29 protein-coding genes, 9 tRNA genes and 1 other RNA gene are annotated in these 18,351 nt (G+C 25.3%); 4 read left to right on the forward strand and 35 right to left on the reverse strand.

Annotation, left to right across the window (positions count from 1 at the left end; all coding sequences use genetic code 4):
- From AC6I4F_RS07650 to AC6I4F_RS07685, 8 genes are all read right to left on the reverse strand, one after another.
- Positions 1-183 carry a hypothetical protein gene (locus AC6I4F_RS07650; protein ID WP_497873453.1) on the reverse strand — a complete coding sequence of 61 codons (183 nt, stop codon included), beginning with the start codon at positions 181-183 and terminating at the stop codon, positions 1-3.
- Complete coding sequence (locus AC6I4F_RS07655) at positions 173-295, reverse strand: hypothetical protein (RefSeq protein WP_497873454.1); 123 nt, start codon at positions 293-295, stop codon at positions 173-175. The genes AC6I4F_RS07650 and AC6I4F_RS07655 overlap by 11 nt, the downstream gene beginning before the upstream one ends.
- A 442-nt stretch (positions 296-737) precedes the next feature.
- Positions 738-917, reverse strand: a complete 180-nt coding sequence (locus AC6I4F_RS07660; protein ID WP_497873455.1) for a hypothetical protein — start codon at positions 915-917, stop codon at positions 738-740.
- A gap of 527 nt (positions 918-1,444) precedes the next feature.
- A complete protein-coding gene (locus AC6I4F_RS07665; protein ID WP_497873456.1) occupies positions 1,445-1,651 on the reverse strand; it encodes a hypothetical protein in 207 nt (68 codons plus the stop codon).
- A gap of 234 nt (positions 1,652-1,885) precedes the next feature.
- On the reverse strand, positions 1,886-2,134 hold the full coding sequence (locus tag AC6I4F_RS07670; protein WP_497873457.1) for a hypothetical protein: 249 nt from the start codon (positions 2,132-2,134) through the stop codon (positions 1,886-1,888).
- A gap of 2 nt (positions 2,135-2,136) precedes the next feature.
- Positions 2,137-3,000: a hypothetical protein gene (locus AC6I4F_RS07675; RefSeq protein ID WP_497873458.1), complete on the reverse strand. Its 864-nt coding sequence runs from the start codon at positions 2,998-3,000 to the stop codon at positions 2,137-2,139.
- A 150-nt stretch (positions 3,001-3,150) separates the two neighbouring features.
- A complete protein-coding gene (locus tag AC6I4F_RS07680) occupies positions 3,151-3,354 on the reverse strand; it encodes a hypothetical protein (protein ID WP_339049248.1) in 204 nt (67 codons plus the stop codon).
- Between the two features lie 60 nt (positions 3,355-3,414).
- Complete coding sequence (locus AC6I4F_RS07685) at positions 3,415-3,603, reverse strand: hypothetical protein (RefSeq protein WP_497873459.1); 189 nt, start codon at positions 3,601-3,603, stop codon at positions 3,415-3,417.
- A 452-nt stretch (positions 3,604-4,055) separates the two neighbouring features.
- On the opposite strand from AC6I4F_RS07685, the gene AC6I4F_RS07690 reads away from it, so the two are divergent.
- Complete coding sequence (locus tag AC6I4F_RS07690; protein WP_497874686.1) at positions 4,056-5,267, forward strand: IS256 family transposase; 1,212 nt, start codon at positions 4,056-4,058, stop codon at positions 5,265-5,267.
- Here the strand turns inward: AC6I4F_RS07690 and AC6I4F_RS07695 are convergent.
- The 24 genes from AC6I4F_RS07695 to AC6I4F_RS07810 all read right to left on the reverse strand — a co-directional run bounded on the left by AC6I4F_RS07695 (position 5,264) and on the right by AC6I4F_RS07810 (position 13,339).
- Positions 5,264-5,536: a hypothetical protein gene (locus AC6I4F_RS07695; protein WP_497873460.1), complete on the reverse strand. Its 273-nt coding sequence runs from the start codon at positions 5,534-5,536 to the stop codon at positions 5,264-5,266. The two genes, AC6I4F_RS07690 and AC6I4F_RS07695, sit on opposite strands and share 4 nt — an antisense overlap.
- Positions 5,526-5,864 (reverse strand): hypothetical protein, encoded by a 339-nt coding sequence (locus AC6I4F_RS07700; RefSeq protein ID WP_497873461.1) that lies wholly within the window; start codon positions 5,862-5,864, stop codon positions 5,526-5,528. The genes AC6I4F_RS07695 and AC6I4F_RS07700 overlap by 11 nt, the downstream gene beginning before the upstream one ends.
- Before the next feature lie 343 nt (positions 5,865-6,207).
- On the reverse strand, positions 6,208-6,753 hold the full coding sequence (locus tag AC6I4F_RS07705) for a hypothetical protein (RefSeq protein WP_497873462.1): 546 nt from the start codon (positions 6,751-6,753) through the stop codon (positions 6,208-6,210).
- A gap of 168 nt (positions 6,754-6,921) precedes the next feature.
- Positions 6,922-7,275: a hypothetical protein gene (locus AC6I4F_RS07710; protein WP_497873463.1), complete on the reverse strand. Its 354-nt coding sequence runs from the start codon at positions 7,273-7,275 to the stop codon at positions 6,922-6,924.
- Between the two features lie 249 nt (positions 7,276-7,524).
- A complete protein-coding gene (locus AC6I4F_RS07715) occupies positions 7,525-7,821 on the reverse strand; it encodes a hypothetical protein (protein ID WP_497873464.1) in 297 nt (98 codons plus the stop codon).
- A gap of 22 nt (positions 7,822-7,843) precedes the next feature.
- Complete coding sequence (locus tag AC6I4F_RS07720) at positions 7,844-8,266, reverse strand: hypothetical protein (RefSeq protein WP_497873465.1); 423 nt, start codon at positions 8,264-8,266, stop codon at positions 7,844-7,846.
- Positions 8,253-8,456 carry a hypothetical protein gene (locus AC6I4F_RS07725; protein ID WP_497873466.1) on the reverse strand — a complete coding sequence of 68 codons (204 nt, stop codon included), beginning with the start codon at positions 8,454-8,456 and terminating at the stop codon, positions 8,253-8,255. The genes AC6I4F_RS07720 and AC6I4F_RS07725 overlap by 14 nt, the downstream gene beginning before the upstream one ends.
- Before the next feature lie 323 nt (positions 8,457-8,779).
- Complete coding sequence (locus AC6I4F_RS07730; RefSeq protein ID WP_497873467.1) at positions 8,780-9,109, reverse strand: IS3 family transposase; 330 nt, start codon at positions 9,107-9,109, stop codon at positions 8,780-8,782.
- 14 nt (positions 9,110-9,123) lie between these two features.
- Positions 9,124-9,408 (reverse strand): IS3 family transposase, encoded by a 285-nt coding sequence (locus AC6I4F_RS07735; RefSeq protein ID WP_497873468.1) that lies wholly within the window; start codon positions 9,406-9,408, stop codon positions 9,124-9,126.
- A gap of 149 nt (positions 9,409-9,557) precedes the next feature.
- The gene (locus tag AC6I4F_RS07740) at positions 9,558-9,734 is read right to left on the reverse strand and encodes a hypothetical protein (RefSeq protein WP_497873469.1); all 177 of its coding nucleotides are present in this window, start codon (positions 9,732-9,734) and stop codon (positions 9,558-9,560) included.
- 66 nt (positions 9,735-9,800) lie between these two features.
- Positions 9,801-10,304 (reverse strand): hypothetical protein, encoded by a 504-nt coding sequence (locus AC6I4F_RS07745; protein ID WP_497873470.1) that lies wholly within the window; start codon positions 10,302-10,304, stop codon positions 9,801-9,803.
- 144 nt (positions 10,305-10,448) lie between these two features.
- Positions 10,449-10,524, reverse strand: a tRNA-Asp gene (locus tag AC6I4F_RS07750).
- A 1-nt stretch (position 10,525) separates the two neighbouring features.
- Positions 10,526-10,600, reverse strand: a tRNA-Met gene (locus AC6I4F_RS07755).
- Between the two features lie 21 nt (positions 10,601-10,621).
- Positions 10,622-10,711, reverse strand: a tRNA-Ser gene (locus AC6I4F_RS07760).
- A 13-nt stretch (positions 10,712-10,724) separates the two neighbouring features.
- Positions 10,725-10,801 (reverse strand) — tRNA-Ile (locus tag AC6I4F_RS07765).
- Positions 10,802-10,808: 7 nt separating this feature from the next.
- Positions 10,809-10,885 (reverse strand) — tRNA-Met (locus tag AC6I4F_RS07770).
- Between the two features lie 34 nt (positions 10,886-10,919).
- Positions 10,920-10,995, reverse strand: a tRNA-Ala gene (locus AC6I4F_RS07775).
- A gap of 13 nt (positions 10,996-11,008) precedes the next feature.
- Positions 11,009-11,085 (reverse strand) — tRNA-Pro (locus AC6I4F_RS07780).
- Between the two features lies 1 nt (position 11,086).
- Positions 11,087-11,163: transfer RNA gene (locus AC6I4F_RS07785), tRNA-Arg, on the reverse strand.
- Between the two features lie 115 nt (positions 11,164-11,278).
- Positions 11,279-11,354, reverse strand: a tRNA-Cys gene (locus AC6I4F_RS07790).
- 195 nt (positions 11,355-11,549) lie between these two features.
- Positions 11,550-11,966: a transfer-messenger RNA gene (ssrA, locus tag AC6I4F_RS07795) on the reverse strand.
- Between the two features lie 96 nt (positions 11,967-12,062).
- Positions 12,063-12,560 (reverse strand): BspA family leucine-rich repeat surface protein, encoded by a 498-nt coding sequence (locus tag AC6I4F_RS07800; RefSeq protein ID WP_497873471.1) that lies wholly within the window; start codon positions 12,558-12,560, stop codon positions 12,063-12,065.
- A gap of 224 nt (positions 12,561-12,784) precedes the next feature.
- Positions 12,785-12,928, reverse strand: coding sequence for a hypothetical protein (locus AC6I4F_RS07805; protein ID WP_497873472.1), 144 nt, complete (start codon positions 12,926-12,928; stop codon positions 12,785-12,787).
- A 189-nt stretch (positions 12,929-13,117) separates the two neighbouring features.
- Positions 13,118-13,339, reverse strand: a complete 222-nt coding sequence (locus AC6I4F_RS07810; RefSeq protein WP_497873473.1) for a hypothetical protein — start codon at positions 13,337-13,339, stop codon at positions 13,118-13,120.
- Here AC6I4F_RS07810 and AC6I4F_RS07815 point away from each other — a divergent pair.
- Both AC6I4F_RS07815 and AC6I4F_RS07820 read left to right on the forward strand, forming a co-directional pair.
- On the forward strand, positions 13,307-13,639 hold the full coding sequence (locus tag AC6I4F_RS07815; RefSeq protein ID WP_497873474.1) for a hypothetical protein: 333 nt from the start codon (positions 13,307-13,309) through the stop codon (positions 13,637-13,639). The genes AC6I4F_RS07810 and AC6I4F_RS07815 overlap by 33 nt on opposite strands.
- A complete protein-coding gene (locus AC6I4F_RS07820; RefSeq protein ID WP_497873475.1) occupies positions 13,590-14,129 on the forward strand; it encodes an IS1595 family transposase in 540 nt (179 codons plus the stop codon). The genes AC6I4F_RS07815 and AC6I4F_RS07820 overlap by 50 nt, the downstream gene beginning before the upstream one ends.
- 104 nt (positions 14,130-14,233) lie before the next feature.
- Here the strand turns inward: AC6I4F_RS07820 and AC6I4F_RS07825 are convergent, their stop codons facing one another.
- The gene (locus AC6I4F_RS07825; RefSeq protein WP_497873476.1) at positions 14,234-14,890 is read right to left on the reverse strand and encodes an NHL repeat-containing protein; all 657 of its coding nucleotides are present in this window, start codon (positions 14,888-14,890) and stop codon (positions 14,234-14,236) included.
- A 143-nt stretch (positions 14,891-15,033) separates the two neighbouring features.
- The gene (locus AC6I4F_RS07830; protein ID WP_497873477.1) at positions 15,034-15,312 is read right to left on the reverse strand and encodes a hypothetical protein; all 279 of its coding nucleotides are present in this window, start codon (positions 15,310-15,312) and stop codon (positions 15,034-15,036) included.
- A 736-nt stretch (positions 15,313-16,048) separates the two neighbouring features.
- Here AC6I4F_RS07830 and AC6I4F_RS07835 point away from each other — a divergent pair.
- Positions 16,049-16,870 carry an IS1595 family transposase gene (locus AC6I4F_RS07835; RefSeq protein ID WP_497873478.1) on the forward strand — a complete coding sequence of 274 codons (822 nt, stop codon included), beginning with the start codon at positions 16,049-16,051 and terminating at the stop codon, positions 16,868-16,870.
- An 862-nt stretch (positions 16,871-17,732) separates the two neighbouring features.
- Here AC6I4F_RS07835 and smpB read toward each other — a convergent pair.
- A complete protein-coding gene (smpB, locus tag AC6I4F_RS07840; RefSeq protein WP_497873479.1) occupies positions 17,733-18,164 on the reverse strand; it encodes an SsrA-binding protein in 432 nt (143 codons plus the stop codon).
- Between the last annotated feature and the right edge of the window lie 187 nt (positions 18,165-18,351).

An 18,351-nucleotide genomic window follows, 5' to 3' on the forward strand; every position in this document is an offset into this window, starting at 1 on the left:
TTAAACTCCTTTAAAATTTTCTAATTGTAATTCATTAATATAATATTCATATAAAGAATCTCAATTATTTGATGTTAAATACATATCTTCTTCAATCATGTCATTAATACATTTATTACAATAATAATTATTATCAATTTCACTAATTCATATATATTTTTCATTATGTATATTACATTTCATTTTTTTCACTTATTAATTTAAAATAAAATTTATTACAAGTTCTATTTCCATATGATGAATTTTTATGACAAATATCACATGAACCTTTAATTCTATATTCTCTACATTCCATAATTATTAATCCCTTTCTATAATTTTTAATATTTCATCTATTTCAATATATTTTTGATTTTTAAGTAATTTTTCATTACATAAATTTTTAATTAATTCTATTTTTTCAACATTTAATAACATATTAATTTCTTTTAATACTTTAAATAAAATATTTTTTCATTATGAGTATTTATATCTTTCATTGGTGTAACAATATAATTAATTGCTAAATAATTATCGTTATATGGATTATTTATTTTAAAACTTTTCATGCCTTGTTATCATGTAATGTTATATTTAAAAAATTCTTGATTTTTATCATTTTTAAAAATATAATAACCATTATATTGTTCATAAAATTCACAAGATATTAATTCATTTTCATTTCTAGTAATATTTGGAATATTTTTAATATATTTTAAAATATCACTACCTTTAACACTTTTAATATATTTTGTAATTTATTTTTTACCTAATTTATAATAAAAATCTTCAATTATTTTTAATGCTATTTTTTTATTTTTTTCATCAATAATAGTATCTTTAATAGGAAATCATGTTTCATATTCACCAATTTCTAATAACATACCTTTAGTTGTTTCTTTAATTTTATTTTTAATATCTAAATTAACATTAATCATTACGTATCCTTTCTATGTATAAGCCTTATCACCTACAGTGATAAAAAAGGCTTATATACTACTAACTACTTATCTACTATACGTAAGGCTTTGCTACTGTAAGTAGCAAAGCCTTGGAGGGTAGGGGTTCTAGGGGAAGGTAACCAAAAAAATATCAAATTGTAAAAGAGCAACACAAAAATTACTATTGGAATATTCCAGCACAATAGTCTAAATAATTTTTTTATTTAGTTATTTAATAATTAATTACTTTAATAAAGTGCTGGTTTAATAAAATAATTAATTATAATTGTTTAACAATTAAAAAATGAGAGTGTTATCTCTCATTTAAGTTCTTATTAAATCTAACCATTAACTTGATGCGCCCTAAAAGTGTCACAGTATGTAATCCAGCAAAAGAACTTAAATACTGCATATAAATAGTTTGTACCAAAGTATTAACAACCGGTAAAAGTCTACCTAATAAAGTTAAAACAAAAACCAAACTAAAAAATAACTTTACCATTTGCTTACTTCCTTTCTAATTACTAATGTGTTCCATGAATAATATGTCCCACAAATTGTTTGATAAACACTAATACCATAAATACAATTGAAATTAACACTGGTCAATTTGTAAGTGTTCCATCATCACCAGTTGTAAATACTCAACCAAAAATATAAGTAAAAGCATTTAATAATTGTTGGCCAACACCACCAATAATATTTAATAATGCTGATAATCCAGCGGGCATATTAATCACCTCCTTTCTCTAATTCTCTTTGTTGTTTTTCCATTTCTAATTTACGTTTTTTCTTTTCAAAATCTTTACGACAAAAAATACAATCAGGCTTACTATCATTCTTCTTTATATGTTTTCTATGTTTATATTTTTCTATACCCTCACGTATTCAATTTCTGCAAAACCAAAGAATTAAACAAAACCCACCAATATATAACTAATATTTTATAATTTCTTTAAAATCCATTATTTATCACTTTCTTTTTTTCCTTTTTTTAAAAAATCAATTAAAGTAAATAATTCATAAACAATTACTAAAACAAAAAGTAAAATATTAATACCTAAATCTAAAACAATAAAAAAGTTAAAATTGCTATTTATAATATTATTTATTTCAGCAACAGTTCAAACCATTGAAAAAAAACCAACAATAAAACAAAAAACATGAAATTTAGAAGTGTCATACCACTTTTTTTTAATTTCTTTATTTTCCATTATTAAACACCACCTAATGTATAAGCATAAGAATAATCCCAATTTAAACTTGCTCTATCTAAATTAATCTCTGACATACTATCATCATTTAAATCAATATCAACCATACCGTCATCTGTACTTTGATAATCATTAACACTACCATTAATTAATCTTGCTCTTTCATCTGTAAATACTTCTTGTAATTCTGTATTATTATATGTACTTCCCAAAGGTAACAATAAAGTATTAATAATCTCACTTGCACCGGCAATAATCGTAGGAATAGCAAAATAATTACTAAAACCATTATTAATACCCATAGCAACTCCAGAAGATATTAAACAACCACCAGTTGCCATATTTGCTATTTTACGTATAATTTCAAATCTATTAGGTATTAACTCAGTTAAACCACTAATAACATTCGCTATACCAAAACTAGTTAAAGATATATAAGTATCTCAATCTACAAAAGAAACATCAATTATCGGTTTAACAGTTGTAAATGGTTGATACGTTGGTTTAGGTGGTTCAGTAGGACAAGGTGGTGAAAAAAATGGTTCATCTCTTAATAAAGAAACTGACTTATCTACATATTGAACAAACTTAACATAATTAATCAAACCAATTGTTCCTAAACCTAAAAATATCTTTTTATAACTATTAATAACTTTATTTTTAGTAGTTGGTCTTTGATTAATATTTCATATATCAATTGCCAACTTTTTACTAAACAACAAATAATTAATAGAACCTAAAATTGGGTCTTTTAAATATTGACCATAATAAGCACTAACTCCAACCATAGCACTTAATGGACTTAATCCAGTTCTTAATATTTTAGTTAAAGTATAATTACTAGTTTGTTCTAACTCATTAGGCATAAATAAAACTCCTTACTTTATATACTAATAAGGAGCTTATTTAATTTTTACTTTTTTCTTTTATTCTCTTTTCTTATTCGTTCCATTTCATTAACAACTCTGTAACACATTTCACAACCATATACTCGCTCATAAGTTCAATCACTACATTTATGTCTCATAATTTAACTTACTTTCTTGTTGTCTCATTGATTTATTTAAAGCAATATCTAATATACAATTTGGACAATAATATTTTCTAGTATATAAGTTTTGTAAAACTCTTTTAGGACAAATAACTTGGTCACAAAGTTTACACATATAAATAGCTAAATGAAATGCTTGTTCACATGAACAATTATCATTTTTAGCCATAATTTAAAATTAACTCCTAACATATTAATAATTATTTAAAATTACCCTTTTAATAAATAATTATTTTCAATTAGAAAATTTTTTAATATTACCGCTTAAATCAAGTTCAAGTGAATAAAAATTACCAACTTTTAAATCAACAATAGATAAACAATTATTAAAATCACTAGCAAATTCCGGATTATATCATTTATCACGTGTTTGACCAGTTGGCACGCTTGTTTGTTTATTTATTTCTACAAACTTCAAAAAATCAAACTTTAATGTTTGACTTTTATTATTTTTATCGGTAATAATACGCCCTTTTTCAATATTAACTAACTATACTTTAAACATAAAAAAAATTAACCTCCACTGAAACGACTAATAAAGTCAGATTAAGATGTGGGTAAACCATCTTATATATAAATATATATATATATATATTTCAAGTAAAAAACAAAAAATATCAAAACAAAATAAAGTCTTCAGTGGTGACCTTAAATTATTTTGACAATAAACATTATATATATACAAGTAAAATTATAGAAAAATTAAGTTTTTTTTCTAATGTAAAACTCTTTTCTTAAAATCTATTTTTTCGACTTTATTGGTAATGTTTAGTAATCTGTGTAACTTACAAAAATAACTATGTTTAATTAATTCTAGTAAATAAAATTAAATAACTAAAAAGAGTGAGTTACGTATGTCTAAAAAAAAATATTAATAATAATGATCCAATATCAAAAGCAGTAGATTTATTATTAGAAAATACTGAAGATTTAACAACCGTATTTAAAGAGGGAGGTTTATATAAAGAATTAACAAAAAGATTAGTTGAAAAAATGTTGAATTCTGAAATGCAAAATTATTTAGGATATGAAAAAAATGAACATAATAATAGTGATAATGCTCGCAATGGTATAAATTCAAAAAAATTAATAACCCAACAAGGTAAAATTGATATTAATGTACCACGAGATCGTAATAGTAATTTTGAGCCAGTAATAGTTGCAAAAAGACAAAGAAGATTTGATGGTTTTGATCAACAAGTTCTTTCATTATATGCCAAAGGCATGACTTTATCAGATATTAGAATGCAGTTACAAGAGTTATATCATGGTGCTGATATTAGTGAAAGTGTTATTGATGATGTTATTGATGATGTTAAAGCATGACAAAATCGGCCATTAGAAAGTGTTTATCCGATTGTTTATTTTGATTGTATAGTAGTTAAAGTACGACAAGATAAACGCATTATTAACAAATCAGTTTATATAGCATTAGGAGTTGATTTAGAAGGTAAAAAAGATTTTTTAGGTTTATGAATTAGTGAAAATGAAGGTTCTAAGTTTTGATTATCTAATTTCACAGAAATGAAAAATCGAGGCTTAAATGATATTCTTATTGCTTGTAGTGACAATTTAACAGGAATGTCAGAAGCAATACAATCAGTTTATCCTAAAACCGAACATCAATTATGCATAGTTCATCAAATTAGAAATAGTTTAAAATATGTTTCATACAAACATAGAAAATCACTAGTTACAGATTTAAAACCAATTTATAGTGCATGTAGTGAAGAACAAGCAATGCAAGCTTTAGAAACTTTTGAAAGTAAATGAAATAAACAATATCCTCAAATTGCTAAATCGTGATATAAAAATTGAGATAATTTAATGGTTTTTATTAGTTATCCTGCAGAAATCAAAAGAGTGATTTATACAACAAATGCTATTGAATCTGTTAATAGTCAATTACGAAAAGTTATTATAAATAAAAAAGTTTTTCCAAATGATATGGCAGTTTTCAAAATATTTTACTTAGCAATTGAAAATATAACAAAAAAATGAACAATGCCCATTCAAAATTGAAATACAGCAATTGCTCATTTTATGATAAAATTTGAAGATAGAATTAATATAAACTATTAAATTTGTAAAACAAAGATACACATATTATTAAAAATCCTCACTTTATTACCAAAAACTTTCTCTGCCCAAATCAAAACATCTTTATCTTTTTGAATTAGATAACCAATTTCACTAGTCCGTAAATCATCTTTATACGATAAAGCACTTAAATATACATATCGTTCATAATCTTCATACTCTTTAAAACAATCATTTACAACAGTACTTTCAATAATACCACCAATCATAACAGTATTACCATTATTATCTCTTTGAGTTTTAAAATACATTTGTAGCATTAAAACTTGCTTTAATTATATCTCCAATTGTTAATTTCTTAATACCACGAACCACAATATGATTTTTACAATTATGACTAAAAGCATAGGCTTTTACACCTACATCAGTTTGATTTAAAGACTTAACATCATCTATTGCTTTTTTAACATCTTGCATATTATCTTTATAAGTTAAAGTAACAAAACTTAACATCTTACTATTATAAAAATTATGTAATGCTTTTTGAATTAAATTAGTTTTAGTACGAACAGTACTATTTCTTAATTTTTGCTTATTACCAACATAACATTTACCTTTTTTATTTCCAATATTAGTCAAAAATGAAATAGGTAATACTATATTTTTTACATAACAAGCATAAAAAAAATTTTTAATATAAAAATATTGCTGAATATTCATATAAAACTCCACTGAACACTACTTTAAGGTAGCAAATTTTATATTTTAATAACAAACAAATCTTAACATAAAAAAATATAAAAACAAACAATAAAAGAAAAACATTACTTAATATACATAAGAATAATAACAAATTTATATTAATTTTACAATTAATAACCTATATAATTAAAAATATTTTATATAAGTAGTATATAAATATTAAATTATAGTTATCAAAATTTAACCCATTTTCATAAAATCAACACTTATTTTTAAGTATTTAAATTCACTTTACTTTAAAAGTAAAATTAAAACTATGACGTTTGGGAACATAGCCACTGCTTGTCAAATCTTTTCCAATATGAAATCTAATTTTTTTAATATCATCAGTCTTAATAATATCAGTTGCCTTTAATGATAAATTATTACCATCAATATCTAAAAAAGTAAAAGCAGTTAACTCATTAATTTGCACATTTAAAGCTTTAACAAAATATCCTTTAAAACTAACAAGTGATTTAATAACAAGATTTCAATTAATATTTGGATCAACCATCGAATCAGGATAATCTAATAAGAAAAAAGTAGAATTATTTTTTGCAAATTGATACATTTCTTGTCAATATTTATTTTCTAAAAAAGTTTCTAGATCACCAATATTAACATAATCATTAACATTAATATTTTCAATACTATTATTTATTGAATTTGAAAAAGCAAAATAATAACTCAATTCCTTATATTTAAAATGATTACCACTATTATCACTAGTCAATAATAAATGTGGAGGACTATATTCATCGCTATCTACTGCTTCTTGTACCATACTAAAAGGAACAAAATCAATAGGCTTAACTTTAAAATAATCAATAACCTCTTCAATACTTGTTGGTTTTAACTCAATGAAATCATAAACAACATTTGGATTAGAAACATATGTTATATAAAAAGGCTTTAATGGAAAATTTGAAGAATATGAATAAAGGTTAACATATTATTTGGAACTACTAACAGCATTACCAACATAATTTAATTCGGGATGATGAACTAATTGAAAATATGGTTTAATAGTAACTACATCATTAAAGTCAATATCTGGTAAAGGAATTGTTGATATTATTGGATAAAGATGAGTAGTACTAGCAAATTCTTCTTCATAATCATTAATAAATTTATTAATTTCATCTTCGATTGTTTTATAAACAACAGTATTATCAATTTTATCCGCATAATAAAAATTAGTTGGTAAATAACCATGTGTTCATTGTTCTTGCAAATAATCACTACCATTTGGAAATTTTCCTGAAATATGTTTACTAAATTTTCCTTCAAATTGATTAAACATCATAAATTTTTCATAAAATTTAGAAGTATTTTTAATTAATGCAATTACTGGTATTTTAAATTCAATAAATGAAGATTGTAACTTTAATTTTAAATCAAATTTAGTAACACCATCAGTTTGAATTAAAATCTTATCTAATTCATCATTACTATTAGGTTTATAAAAAGTGAAATCATAATTAGTAATATTAGTTGGAAAAAAACTATCTCATCAAGATTCTTTTATTAATAAATCAAAAACTTGTTTTTTTGATTATTCTTCAAAAAATGGCAAAGGTAAATTTTTATTACTACTATCAATTGGAACATCATTCATATCAACAAAAATTGATTCTTCTGGAATATTTTGTTTAAAATCATCAATATTAAAAACACTCTGCATAGCAAGAGCAATAAAAAAAGTACTAATTGCTAAACCAATTATCATAATTAAAGAAATAATTATTGTCAGAAAACTTTTTTTTACTTTTACTGGTTCTACTTTACCAGTAACATATTTAGTAATATTATTTAGTTTTCTACAATCATCATTATCTTTCTTTTTAGCCATATATTATTCACCTAAATTTCCATTATCTAAAACTTAATTCATACATTTTAATAATACTTTTAATTAAATATTTTTTATTTTCAATAGTATTTAATCATCAATGCAAAATAGCAATTCATCATAATAAGAGTGCTATAACCGCGAAAATCAATACTGTCATTCGATAAGGACTGTCACTATAAGAAAACATAAAAAAACTAATACCAATAATTATTAAGTTAACAATAGAACCAAATATTAAAAAAAATGAACAACTTAAACCAATACCTCTAATAGTTTTAGATAAAAAAACGGGTAAAATCATAATTAAAATTATAAAAGCAAATAAAACAGTAACTAACATTGCTACTACTTTTAATATTGCACTTTGAAAAACTGGTGCTGATGGTATACCATGAAGATTAGCAACCAATTGACCAAAACCAATGCCATTAAAAAAAATCAAACCAATTCAAAAAAATTTGAATAATTAAAATAAATATTCGCGAAAAACCATCATCAAGACTAGTAAAATAAACTCTTGTTAAATTTAAATCTAATAATGAAGGTAAAGGAGTTTCCTTTAATTTCTTTACCTCTTTTTGACCAATAAGATTACTTGTAGTTAAAAATTGTTTATCTAATGATTTATCCATATCTTTCACCAATCCTATAAAATAATTATAATGCATTTTATTTAAAAAATATATAGTTAACTTATATCCGAATTTTAAAATAAATACAAACATAATTAATAATATCTATTTTTAACTACAAATAATATGAAAAATAAACAATAATTTTCAATAATTATTGTTTATTTTAATAATATAGTATTGTTTAAATATTTTTTTGATTATATGGAGTATACAGAAATACTTACACTTGCTAAGTGTGAATGAGAATCTGATAAATCTATTGAGTTTATTTGTTTTCACTTATCAACTTGATTATTTAGACTTTGGAATGGCAACTTTTTTTAGGACTGTTTTTTGGTAGACATTTGTGCTTGGTATTTTATGGGGGTTAAGTAGTTTAGAGTGCTGTGGATTCTTATGTTGTTGTATCGATTGATATAATCAAATAATTCTAATTTTAATTGGATTAATGATGTAAAATTTTTATCATTAATAAACTCTGTTTTGAAAGTTGCTTCAGCAACAGCCTTATCATAAGAACAACCTTTTTTGTTTAAAAAGTGGGTAATATTGAAGGCTAATAAAAGTTTATCAATAGTTTTATTATTAAATTCATTACCGCGATCGCTATGAAATATTTGAATATCTTTTAAACAACGATTTGAGCACATAAATGCTTGATATACTAATGATGCATCTTTTTTAGTTTTCCACTTGGTGATTTAGGTTTTAATTTAGTGTATTTTGATATTAAATTATGTTTATTCATAATTTTTTTAATTTTTCGTCTTGATAAATTAATTTTCTTTTCTTTTAGAACAAATTTTAATCTTCTTGTTCCATAAGCTTCTTTATTTTCTTTAAAAGCACTAATAACAGCTTCATCATACATATTATTTTGAATTTTATCTTCTTTTTTCTTGAAATTAAAATAATATGTTGATTTAGAGATTTTTAAAAAACGACACATTGTACGAATTTTATATTTAAGTTTATTTTTGATAATAATTTCTATTTTCTGCCTATTATTAGTGCTGCTTGCTTTAAAATATCATTTTCCATTCTTAATTGTATTAATTCTTTTCTTAATTTAATTAAGGAAATTATCCCCACATGTATCTAAATCAAACACAAAATTATAGTTTCAAAACTATGTATCTTATTGAATTTATATGCAGCTTCATTTGCATATAAATGAATATTGTGTTTTGAAACTTTTATGTGTGTTCGGAAAGTTCGTCGGATGTGTTTTCATGCAGATTCAATCTGGTTTGTGTTTACACCTGTTGATGACACATACCCAACTTCATGATTTACGATTTCATGTTTGTGATAGAAGTTTTTGAAACTTCTATATCCCTTTTAATAATCCGTAAATAGACAACACCCAGTAGAAATGTGTTTCAATGCAAATCATAAAAGGTTTTTCTCATCTGCTTTTTTCAATACTTTCACAATTAGTTTGTTGCTGATTTTCTCATAAACTCCAACAATCAAGGTTTTATTCACCAAGGATCTTCCTTGTTTTTTAAAACCTACATGTGAAAGATACATTTCATCCATCTGTGCTGTGCCATCATCAATGAACCCTGCATCTTGATTCCAAATTCTAGTTCTGATTTCATGACCCATTCTTCAAGCTGTTTTATATGTTACACCCAATTCCCTTGCAACATCTGTTGATGGTATACCATGCTTTGTGTTTATTCATCTAAAGATGAGATAAAACCAAGATGTCAAAGGTGTTTGTGACTTGTGAAAAATGGTGTCATGAAGAATACTAAATGTTTGATGACATTTCAAACATATTATTCTTCTCAAATCAGAAACATTCAAACTATAAGCAGCCCAACTGATACATTTCATTTAAATAATCTAATATTTCTTTTTTACTTGAATTAAATAAAAAACTTTCTTCCATAATGAATAAAATAATTATTAATTACAACAATAAAAAAAGAGTAAGACCTTTTACTTACTCTCTAAATTAATACTACTTATGTTTTATTTTGGCGGTCTTGACGGGGATCGAACCCGTGATCTCCTCCGTGACAGGGAGGCGTATTAACCACTTTACCACAAGACCGTGGTTGCGGAGACTGGATTTGAACCAATGATCTTCGGATTATGAGCCCGACGGGATACCACTTCCCCACTCCGCGATGTATAAAATTTAATAATAATGGAGGAGGCTGAGGGATTCGAACCCTCGAGCACTTGCGCACTGACAGTTTTCAAGACTGTTCCCTTCAACCGGACTTGGGTAAGCCTCCGAGTATTTAACTATGGTGGACCCTATCGGATTCGAACCAATGCTCGCCCGGTTATGAGCCGGGAGCTTTAACCAACTAAGCTAAGGGTCCTAGACTATGGTAGCGGGGATGGGACTCAAACCCATGGCCTCTCGGGTATGAACCGAACGCTCTAATCAACTGAGCTACCTCGCCAGTTTTAGTTTAAATGTTTAAACCGATATATAAATGGTGGACCCTATCGGGATCGAACCGACCACCTCCTGCGTGCAAGGCAGGCGCTCTACCAAATGAGCTAAGGGCCCTTGTTTTTAATAATGGTCGGGAAGACAGGATTCGAACCTGCGACCTCTCGGTCCCAAACCGAGCGCTCTACCAAGCTGAGCCACATCCCGATGGTGCGCCTGGCAGGACTTGAACCCACAACCTTTTGATCCGTAGTCAAACGATCTATCCAATTGATCTACAGGCGCATTTAATTACTAAAATTTATAGTAACTCATTAAATAATTAAATCATTAAACCTAATTAATTATAACTTATTAAAAGTAATATTTACAAGTATATTTGCAAATATTATTAATATTTTGGAGGAGCCGATCGGATTCGAACCGACGATCAAAGTTTTGCAGACTTATGCCTTAAACCACTTGGCCACGGCTCCAAATATAATTAAAAAATTTAAAGACTTTTCAATATTACCAAGACTAGTTACTATTTGCAACTTGTTTTACAATATTATTCATAAAATATTTAAATATTTTTTTATTATTTATTTCACAATTAAAATCTTATAAAGTTATTTATAATTAATTATTAAATTAAATAATAAAAAAAGCACAATTGTGCATTTAATTTATGGTGGAGATGGCGGGGATCGAACCCGCGTCCAAAAGTTAACTGACTAACTGTATCTACAGTTTAGTATAATTTAGAAAAATCACTATTTAATAATAAATTATACGAAATTATGAATAGCTAGTTAATGGAAATTCGAAAAAATTTATTAACATCATTTTTTCTAGTTTATCCTTATGATACGTTACTAATATTGATAAACTTGCTATTAGCAACGGTAGTATTTACTTCTTAAGTAATTAAGCAGTTAAAACTGCTTGATTTCCTAAACCAAATCCAAAGTTGTTTAACTTTGTTGTGAATCAGTTAGGTACTACGGTTTTAGTTTGTTTTCCGGTTATGAAACCTCGTAGTATTATGGTCTACCAAACCACTGCCACAATTAGTTGTTCACTCTTGTCGAAACCAGAACATCCCCGTTAATATTATACATTACTTTCTAATATAAAGCAATTTTTGGTTTTATTAAAAATTACTAATAATTCTTTCAAATTTTCATCATAAATTATAAAATCTAAAAATTAAAATTTGGGAATTTATCAATGCTACTAATAATTCGAGAATTAATAGCAAAATTATCATGAATTATTACTTTTGAAACATTTCATTGTGATAAATTTTGATCAAACGTTATTGCACCAGCAAACATAGAATGCATAGTTATTACATTTGAAACATCTCAACCCGAAATATATTGATTAAATTTTCTTGCACCAGCAAACAAACGATACATATCTGTCACTTTATTTACATTTCAACTTGAAATATTTTGATCAAAAGCATGTGCATTAAAAAACATACCTCTCATAATTTTTACTTTTTCTACTCTTCAAACTGAAATATTATGATTAAATGAAGTTGCATATGCAAACATATCACTCATATCTGTAACATTTGAAACATATCAACCCGAAATATCTTGATTAAATGATGAAGCACTTTGAAACATCTGTTTTGTACTTGTTATTTCTGATGGTAACTGATCTGGTACTTTTTGAATTGTTTTTGGCATTTTAACAGCTTGAATTTCTCCAATTTTATTTTCATAAAATCCAATTTGAACAATTTCAGTAGTTTTTATATCTGATAAGTCTATTTTACTAGTTGTTTGCTCTTCTCCATTACTATTAACCTAAATTGTATCTTGTTGTTGTATTATTGTATATTTATAACGATTTGATTGTCTATTTGAATTTGGTGGTTTAGGTAATAAAATTTTTGGATTAGATTGTGATTTTATTTTTTTTCTTTTTCATTTTCTTCCTCGTTTTTTGTTTCTATATCAGAAGTATACAAAATACCAGCAGTGGCTCCAACAACTAAAGTAGTAACACCAACAATGGCAGTAATAATTTTCTTTTTTTTACTTTTTTCAGACATAAAAAACCTTTCTTAAATTCTTAATTTTTTTATAATGGCATGACCATATTTTATATAATTTTATGTAATAAAGTATTTAATATGCTTAAATTTTATTTCAATAGTGATTTGTTAAAACATTTTGAAAATATTAAATCATATATAAATAGTTTTCTATAAAACCAAGAAATATTTTTATATATTAATATTTTAATTAAAATTTCAGGCTTTATATAAAATTTCTTGAGAACCACCAGCATAAATTGAACCATCTGGACCAACAGTTAAGGCAAAAATATGATCATTAGTATTTTTTATTCCAGATAATTCAGAAAATGAATCTTGCTGTGCTAATTTTTTATGGAAATTATCTCCACATGTACTAGTGTGGAGGAAAAAATGAATTGAAATGAATTCAATAGCATATTTCAAAATGAAAACGATTGTTTGAAATATATAGCGAAGTTGAAAGTAATTAAATGTATCAGGTGTGCTTATTCTAGTTTGAATGTTTCTGATTTGAGAAGAATAAGATGTTTGAAATGTCATCAAACATTTATTATTCTTCATGACACCATTTTTCACAAGTCACAAACACCTTTGACATCTTGGTTTTATCTCATCTTTAGATGAATAAACACAAAGCATGGTATACTATCAATAGATGTTGCAAGGGAATTGTGTGTGACATATAAAACAGCTTGAAAAATGGTGTCATGAAATCAGAACTAGAATTTGGAATCAAGATGCAGGGTTCATTGATGATGGCACAGCACAGATGGATGAAATGTATCTTTCACATGTAGGTTTTATTCAACAAGGATCTTCCTTGCTGAATAAAACCTTGATTGTTGGAGTTTATGAGAAAACCAGCAACAAACTAATTGTGAAAGTATTGAAAAAAGCAGATGAGAAAAATCTTTTATGATTTGCATTGAAACACATTTCTACTGGGTGTTGTCTATTTACGGATTATTGGAAGGGATATGGAAGTTTCAAAAACTTCTATCACAAACATGAAATCGTAAATCATGAAGTTGGGTATGTGTCATCAACAGGTGTAAACACAAACCAGATTGAATCTGCATGAAAACACATCCGACGAACTTTCTGAACGCGCATAAAAGTTTCAAAACACGATATTAATTTATATGCAAAAGAAGCTGCATATAAATTCAATAAGATACCTAGTTTTGAAACTATAATTTTGTGTTTGATTTAGATACATGTGGGGATAATTTCCTAGATAGGCTTTTATCTCCATTTATGTGATAAAATTTAAAAATAGTACATAAAGGGATAAAAGCCATTTTTATATACTTTATTTTAATCAATACTAGCATATAAATCATTATTTTTATCTAAGAGTAAACGTTTAATCTCATGATTTGGATTCGTTTCTAAAATTGCATTATACGTTCTATTTTTAATTTTATATACATTGCCAATTCAAGAACCAGCATAAACAATATTATCATTATCAACTACTAAACTACTTATCTGATTAGCATCTGATCTTTGCTCAAAAATCCTAAATTGACCACTAATTCCATCGGTTTTATAAATATTACCACCATAATTAACACCAGAATAAATTGAACTATCTGGACCAATTGCTAAACTTATAATATAATCTCCATTTGTCCCAGAAATCAAACTAACATTACCAGTTTGACCAATACTATATACACCAATGTCATTACCAGCATAAACAATACCAGTTGTTTTATTAATTGTTAAGCATGAAATTCAACATGGTGAATTTTCTGATAATATAATTTTTGAAAAATTATGGATACCATCACTTTTATAAACTGCACCATTATCACTGCCAACATAAACATTATCTTCGGCATCAATCACTAAATTTCTAAGAGTTGAACCTCTTTCTATTTCTAACATTAACTCCAATCCCGTTGGTGTAAACTTATAAACTTTATCTTCTTGTGTCCTAAAAATATTACCTTGTGAATCAACACCCAAATCATAAATATTTTCATCTGCTAATTTTTGAGGAACAAAATTAATAATATTATATTGTAAAGTTACTTCACCTACATAGTTATTCTTACCAATGATCGTAACAGAACTTACACTATATTTTTTAATATCAAAATTTTCAATAGTTAGAATGCAGCTTTTTTATTTACTTCTTTAATTCCTATTAATAAACTCATTTTAGATGGCATTAGATCTTTTCCACTATTAACTTTTCCCAAATTATATTCAGTAATGATATCAGATAAGTCAATTGCACTATATTGTTTTTCTAAAATTGTTTTATTTTTAATATTATTATTTTCAAATTTAGTTTTTTGTGAAGTTGTTTTTAAAACATCATCAGTTAAATTCCCTATGGTTGTTGATAATGTTAAATCACTTACTGCTGCTAATAATGTTTTCATATTAAAAAGCTCCTTTTTATTTTTATAATTAATTTATAGAAACATTAAATTAATTATAAAAATAAAAAAATAATTATAAATTAAAATTTAATTTATACATATATAATATGTATAATTAATATTATAACACTTTAAATATAATATCTAAAAATAAACTTATTTTGTCATTAAAACATGATGCTTTTCTGTCACTCAATAATTTGAAGAAAATAACGTAATAAATATTAAACTAATAACAGTTAATAACGCAATACTATTACCAATATAAAACATTATTTCGTTATTTAAAGTAATTAAATTATAATTAATAAAACTATCGAGTAAATCAACACTACAAGTTAAAATAGCTATACATTATGCATAAATTCCTGTGATAGGCATTAATTGTCGATAATTTCAATCTAAAACCAAACTATATACAACAAAACTACAAATACCAAAAGTAATATTGGATAAAATTTGTAAAATCAAAACTGCGTAAATATTATTAGTTACTAAACTAATCATAATACTTACTATATAGATCCCAAAACCAAAATATAAAGCAATATTAGCACTGAAAAAATAATATAATCAACATAACAATAAAAAAAACAATTACTTGTGGCAAAGTAGTAAATAAAGTTTTATAAACATGCCATCTTTGATCAATATTACTTATTATATAATTAAAAAATTGAGAATTCATTAAATAATAAAGGAAATTATCCCCACATGTACTAGTGTATAGGAAAAAATGAATTGAAATGAATTCAATAGCATATTTCAAAATGAAAACGATTGTTTGAAATATATAGCGAAGTTGAAAGTAATGAAATGTATCAGGTGTGCTTCTTCTAGTTTGAATGTTTCTGATTTGAGAAGAATAAGATGTTTGAAATGTCATCAAACATTTAGTATTCTTCATGACACCATTTTTCACAAGTCACAAACACCTTTGACATCTTGGTTTTATCTCATCTTTAGATGAATAAACACAAAGCATGGTATACCATCAACAGATGTTGCAAGGGAATTGGGTGTGACATATAAAACAGCTTGAAGAATGGGTCATGAAATCAGAACTAGAATTTGGAATCAAGATGCAGGGTTCATTGATGATGGCACAGCACAGATGGATGAAATGTATCTTTCACATGTAGGTTTTATTCAACAAGGATCTTCCTTGTTGAATAAAACCTTGATTGTTGGAGTTTATGAGAAAACCAGCAACAAACTAATTGTGAAAGTATTGAAAAAAGCAGATGAGAAAAACCTTTTATGATTTGCATTGAAACACATTTCTACTGGGTGTTGTCTATTTACGGATTCTTGGAAGGGATATGGAAGTTTCAAAAACTTCTATCACAAACATGAAATCGTAAATAATGAAGTTGGGTATGTGTCATCAACAGGTGTAAACACAAACCAGATTGAATCTGCATGAAAACACATCCGACGAACTTTCCGAACACACATAAAAGTTTCAAAACACAATATTCATTTATATGCAAAAGAAACTGCATATAAATTCAACAAGATACCTAGTTTTGAAACTATAATTTTGTGTTTGATTTAGATACATGTGGGGATAATTTCCTAGATAGGCTTTTATCTCCATTTATGTGATAAAATTTAAAAATAGTACATAAAGGGATAAAAGCCATAATAAATTAAATAAATAGTTAATCCAAACATAATTAAAATTATTATTTTTCATTGAGAAATAGTTTTAATTTTTTTTAAAACTATTTCATCGTGCATACCCATATTTTTTGGATCTTCTCGTAAAAGAAAAAACATGAAAAAAGTCAAAATGAAAAAACACAAAGCAGCAATAATAAAATAACTGATTTTTGAAATTGTAATAGTTGAAATATTAAATGTAAGCATATTAATTGGTATAATAATTAAACTTGCCAATAATCCTGGAACAATAATTATAATAATAGTTAAAAAAGCATGTTATTTTACAAAATATTGTTCATTGAACATTAATTCATGAACTCCCAATGATGCAGTACTCATTCCTAAAGCAATATTTAACAAAATCAAAGATCATAAATTTGGTACAATTAAAACTAAACAGCAAGCAACCAAAAGTCAACTATGCATTCATCAAATATACAACTTTCTTTTTTTAAATTTTGCAGTAAAAAAAGTAGCTGGTATAGCAAAAATAATTACAGTAAGCGAAATAATTACTGTAATACTAATTGATTAAGTTACTAAATTAGTTAATGATAAAACTAAAAAATTATTAATAGCTTTTAAACTATTAATACCAAGATAAAGAAAAAAATAATAACTAATAAATAATCATTGTCACTTATTTATCTTTTACTTAAAAAGAAAAAATAAATAAAAACTTGTAAATAAACAAAAGATTATTAAGAAAGGTAATCATATTATCATAGTTTTTTCCTTTCTTAATTAAATTATTATTTTTTGATTTGTCTTACTGCATCACGATTTTTAATGGTCTCTCTTTTATCATATTTTTTTTTACCACGAGCCAATGCTATTTCTAACTTTGCTCTACTTTTACTATTTAAATATATCATTGTTGGAACAACAGTTAAGTTTTTTTGCTTTTGTTCTTGTTGAATTTTTTTAATTTCACGAGCATTTAAAAGTAATTTTCTTTTTCTTAATGGATCAAGTATATAACTAGTAGTAAATTTATAAGTATTAATGTTCATATTAATAATATAAGCTTCATTATTACTAAAAGTTACATAACTATCCTGTAAAGATACATTACCTAAACGAATTGATTTAATTTCAGAACCAGTCAAAACAATTCCCACTTCTAATTTTTCTAATAATTCATAATTAAAGTATGCTTTTTTATTTTTTGCAATTATTTTCATTGTTTCCACCAATATTTTCATAAACTTTATAATTAGATTATATAATAATAATTTCATAAATACCGAAATAATTACTTAAATTTGTTTTTTATTAAGAACATGCTATAATCTAATGAAGGTTAGATTAATCAATAGTTTTTCTAGCAATGATTAATGTAAAAATTAAACATAAAATTAATATTTGTTG

It is taken from the genome of Spiroplasma ixodetis (assembly GCF_059729505.1).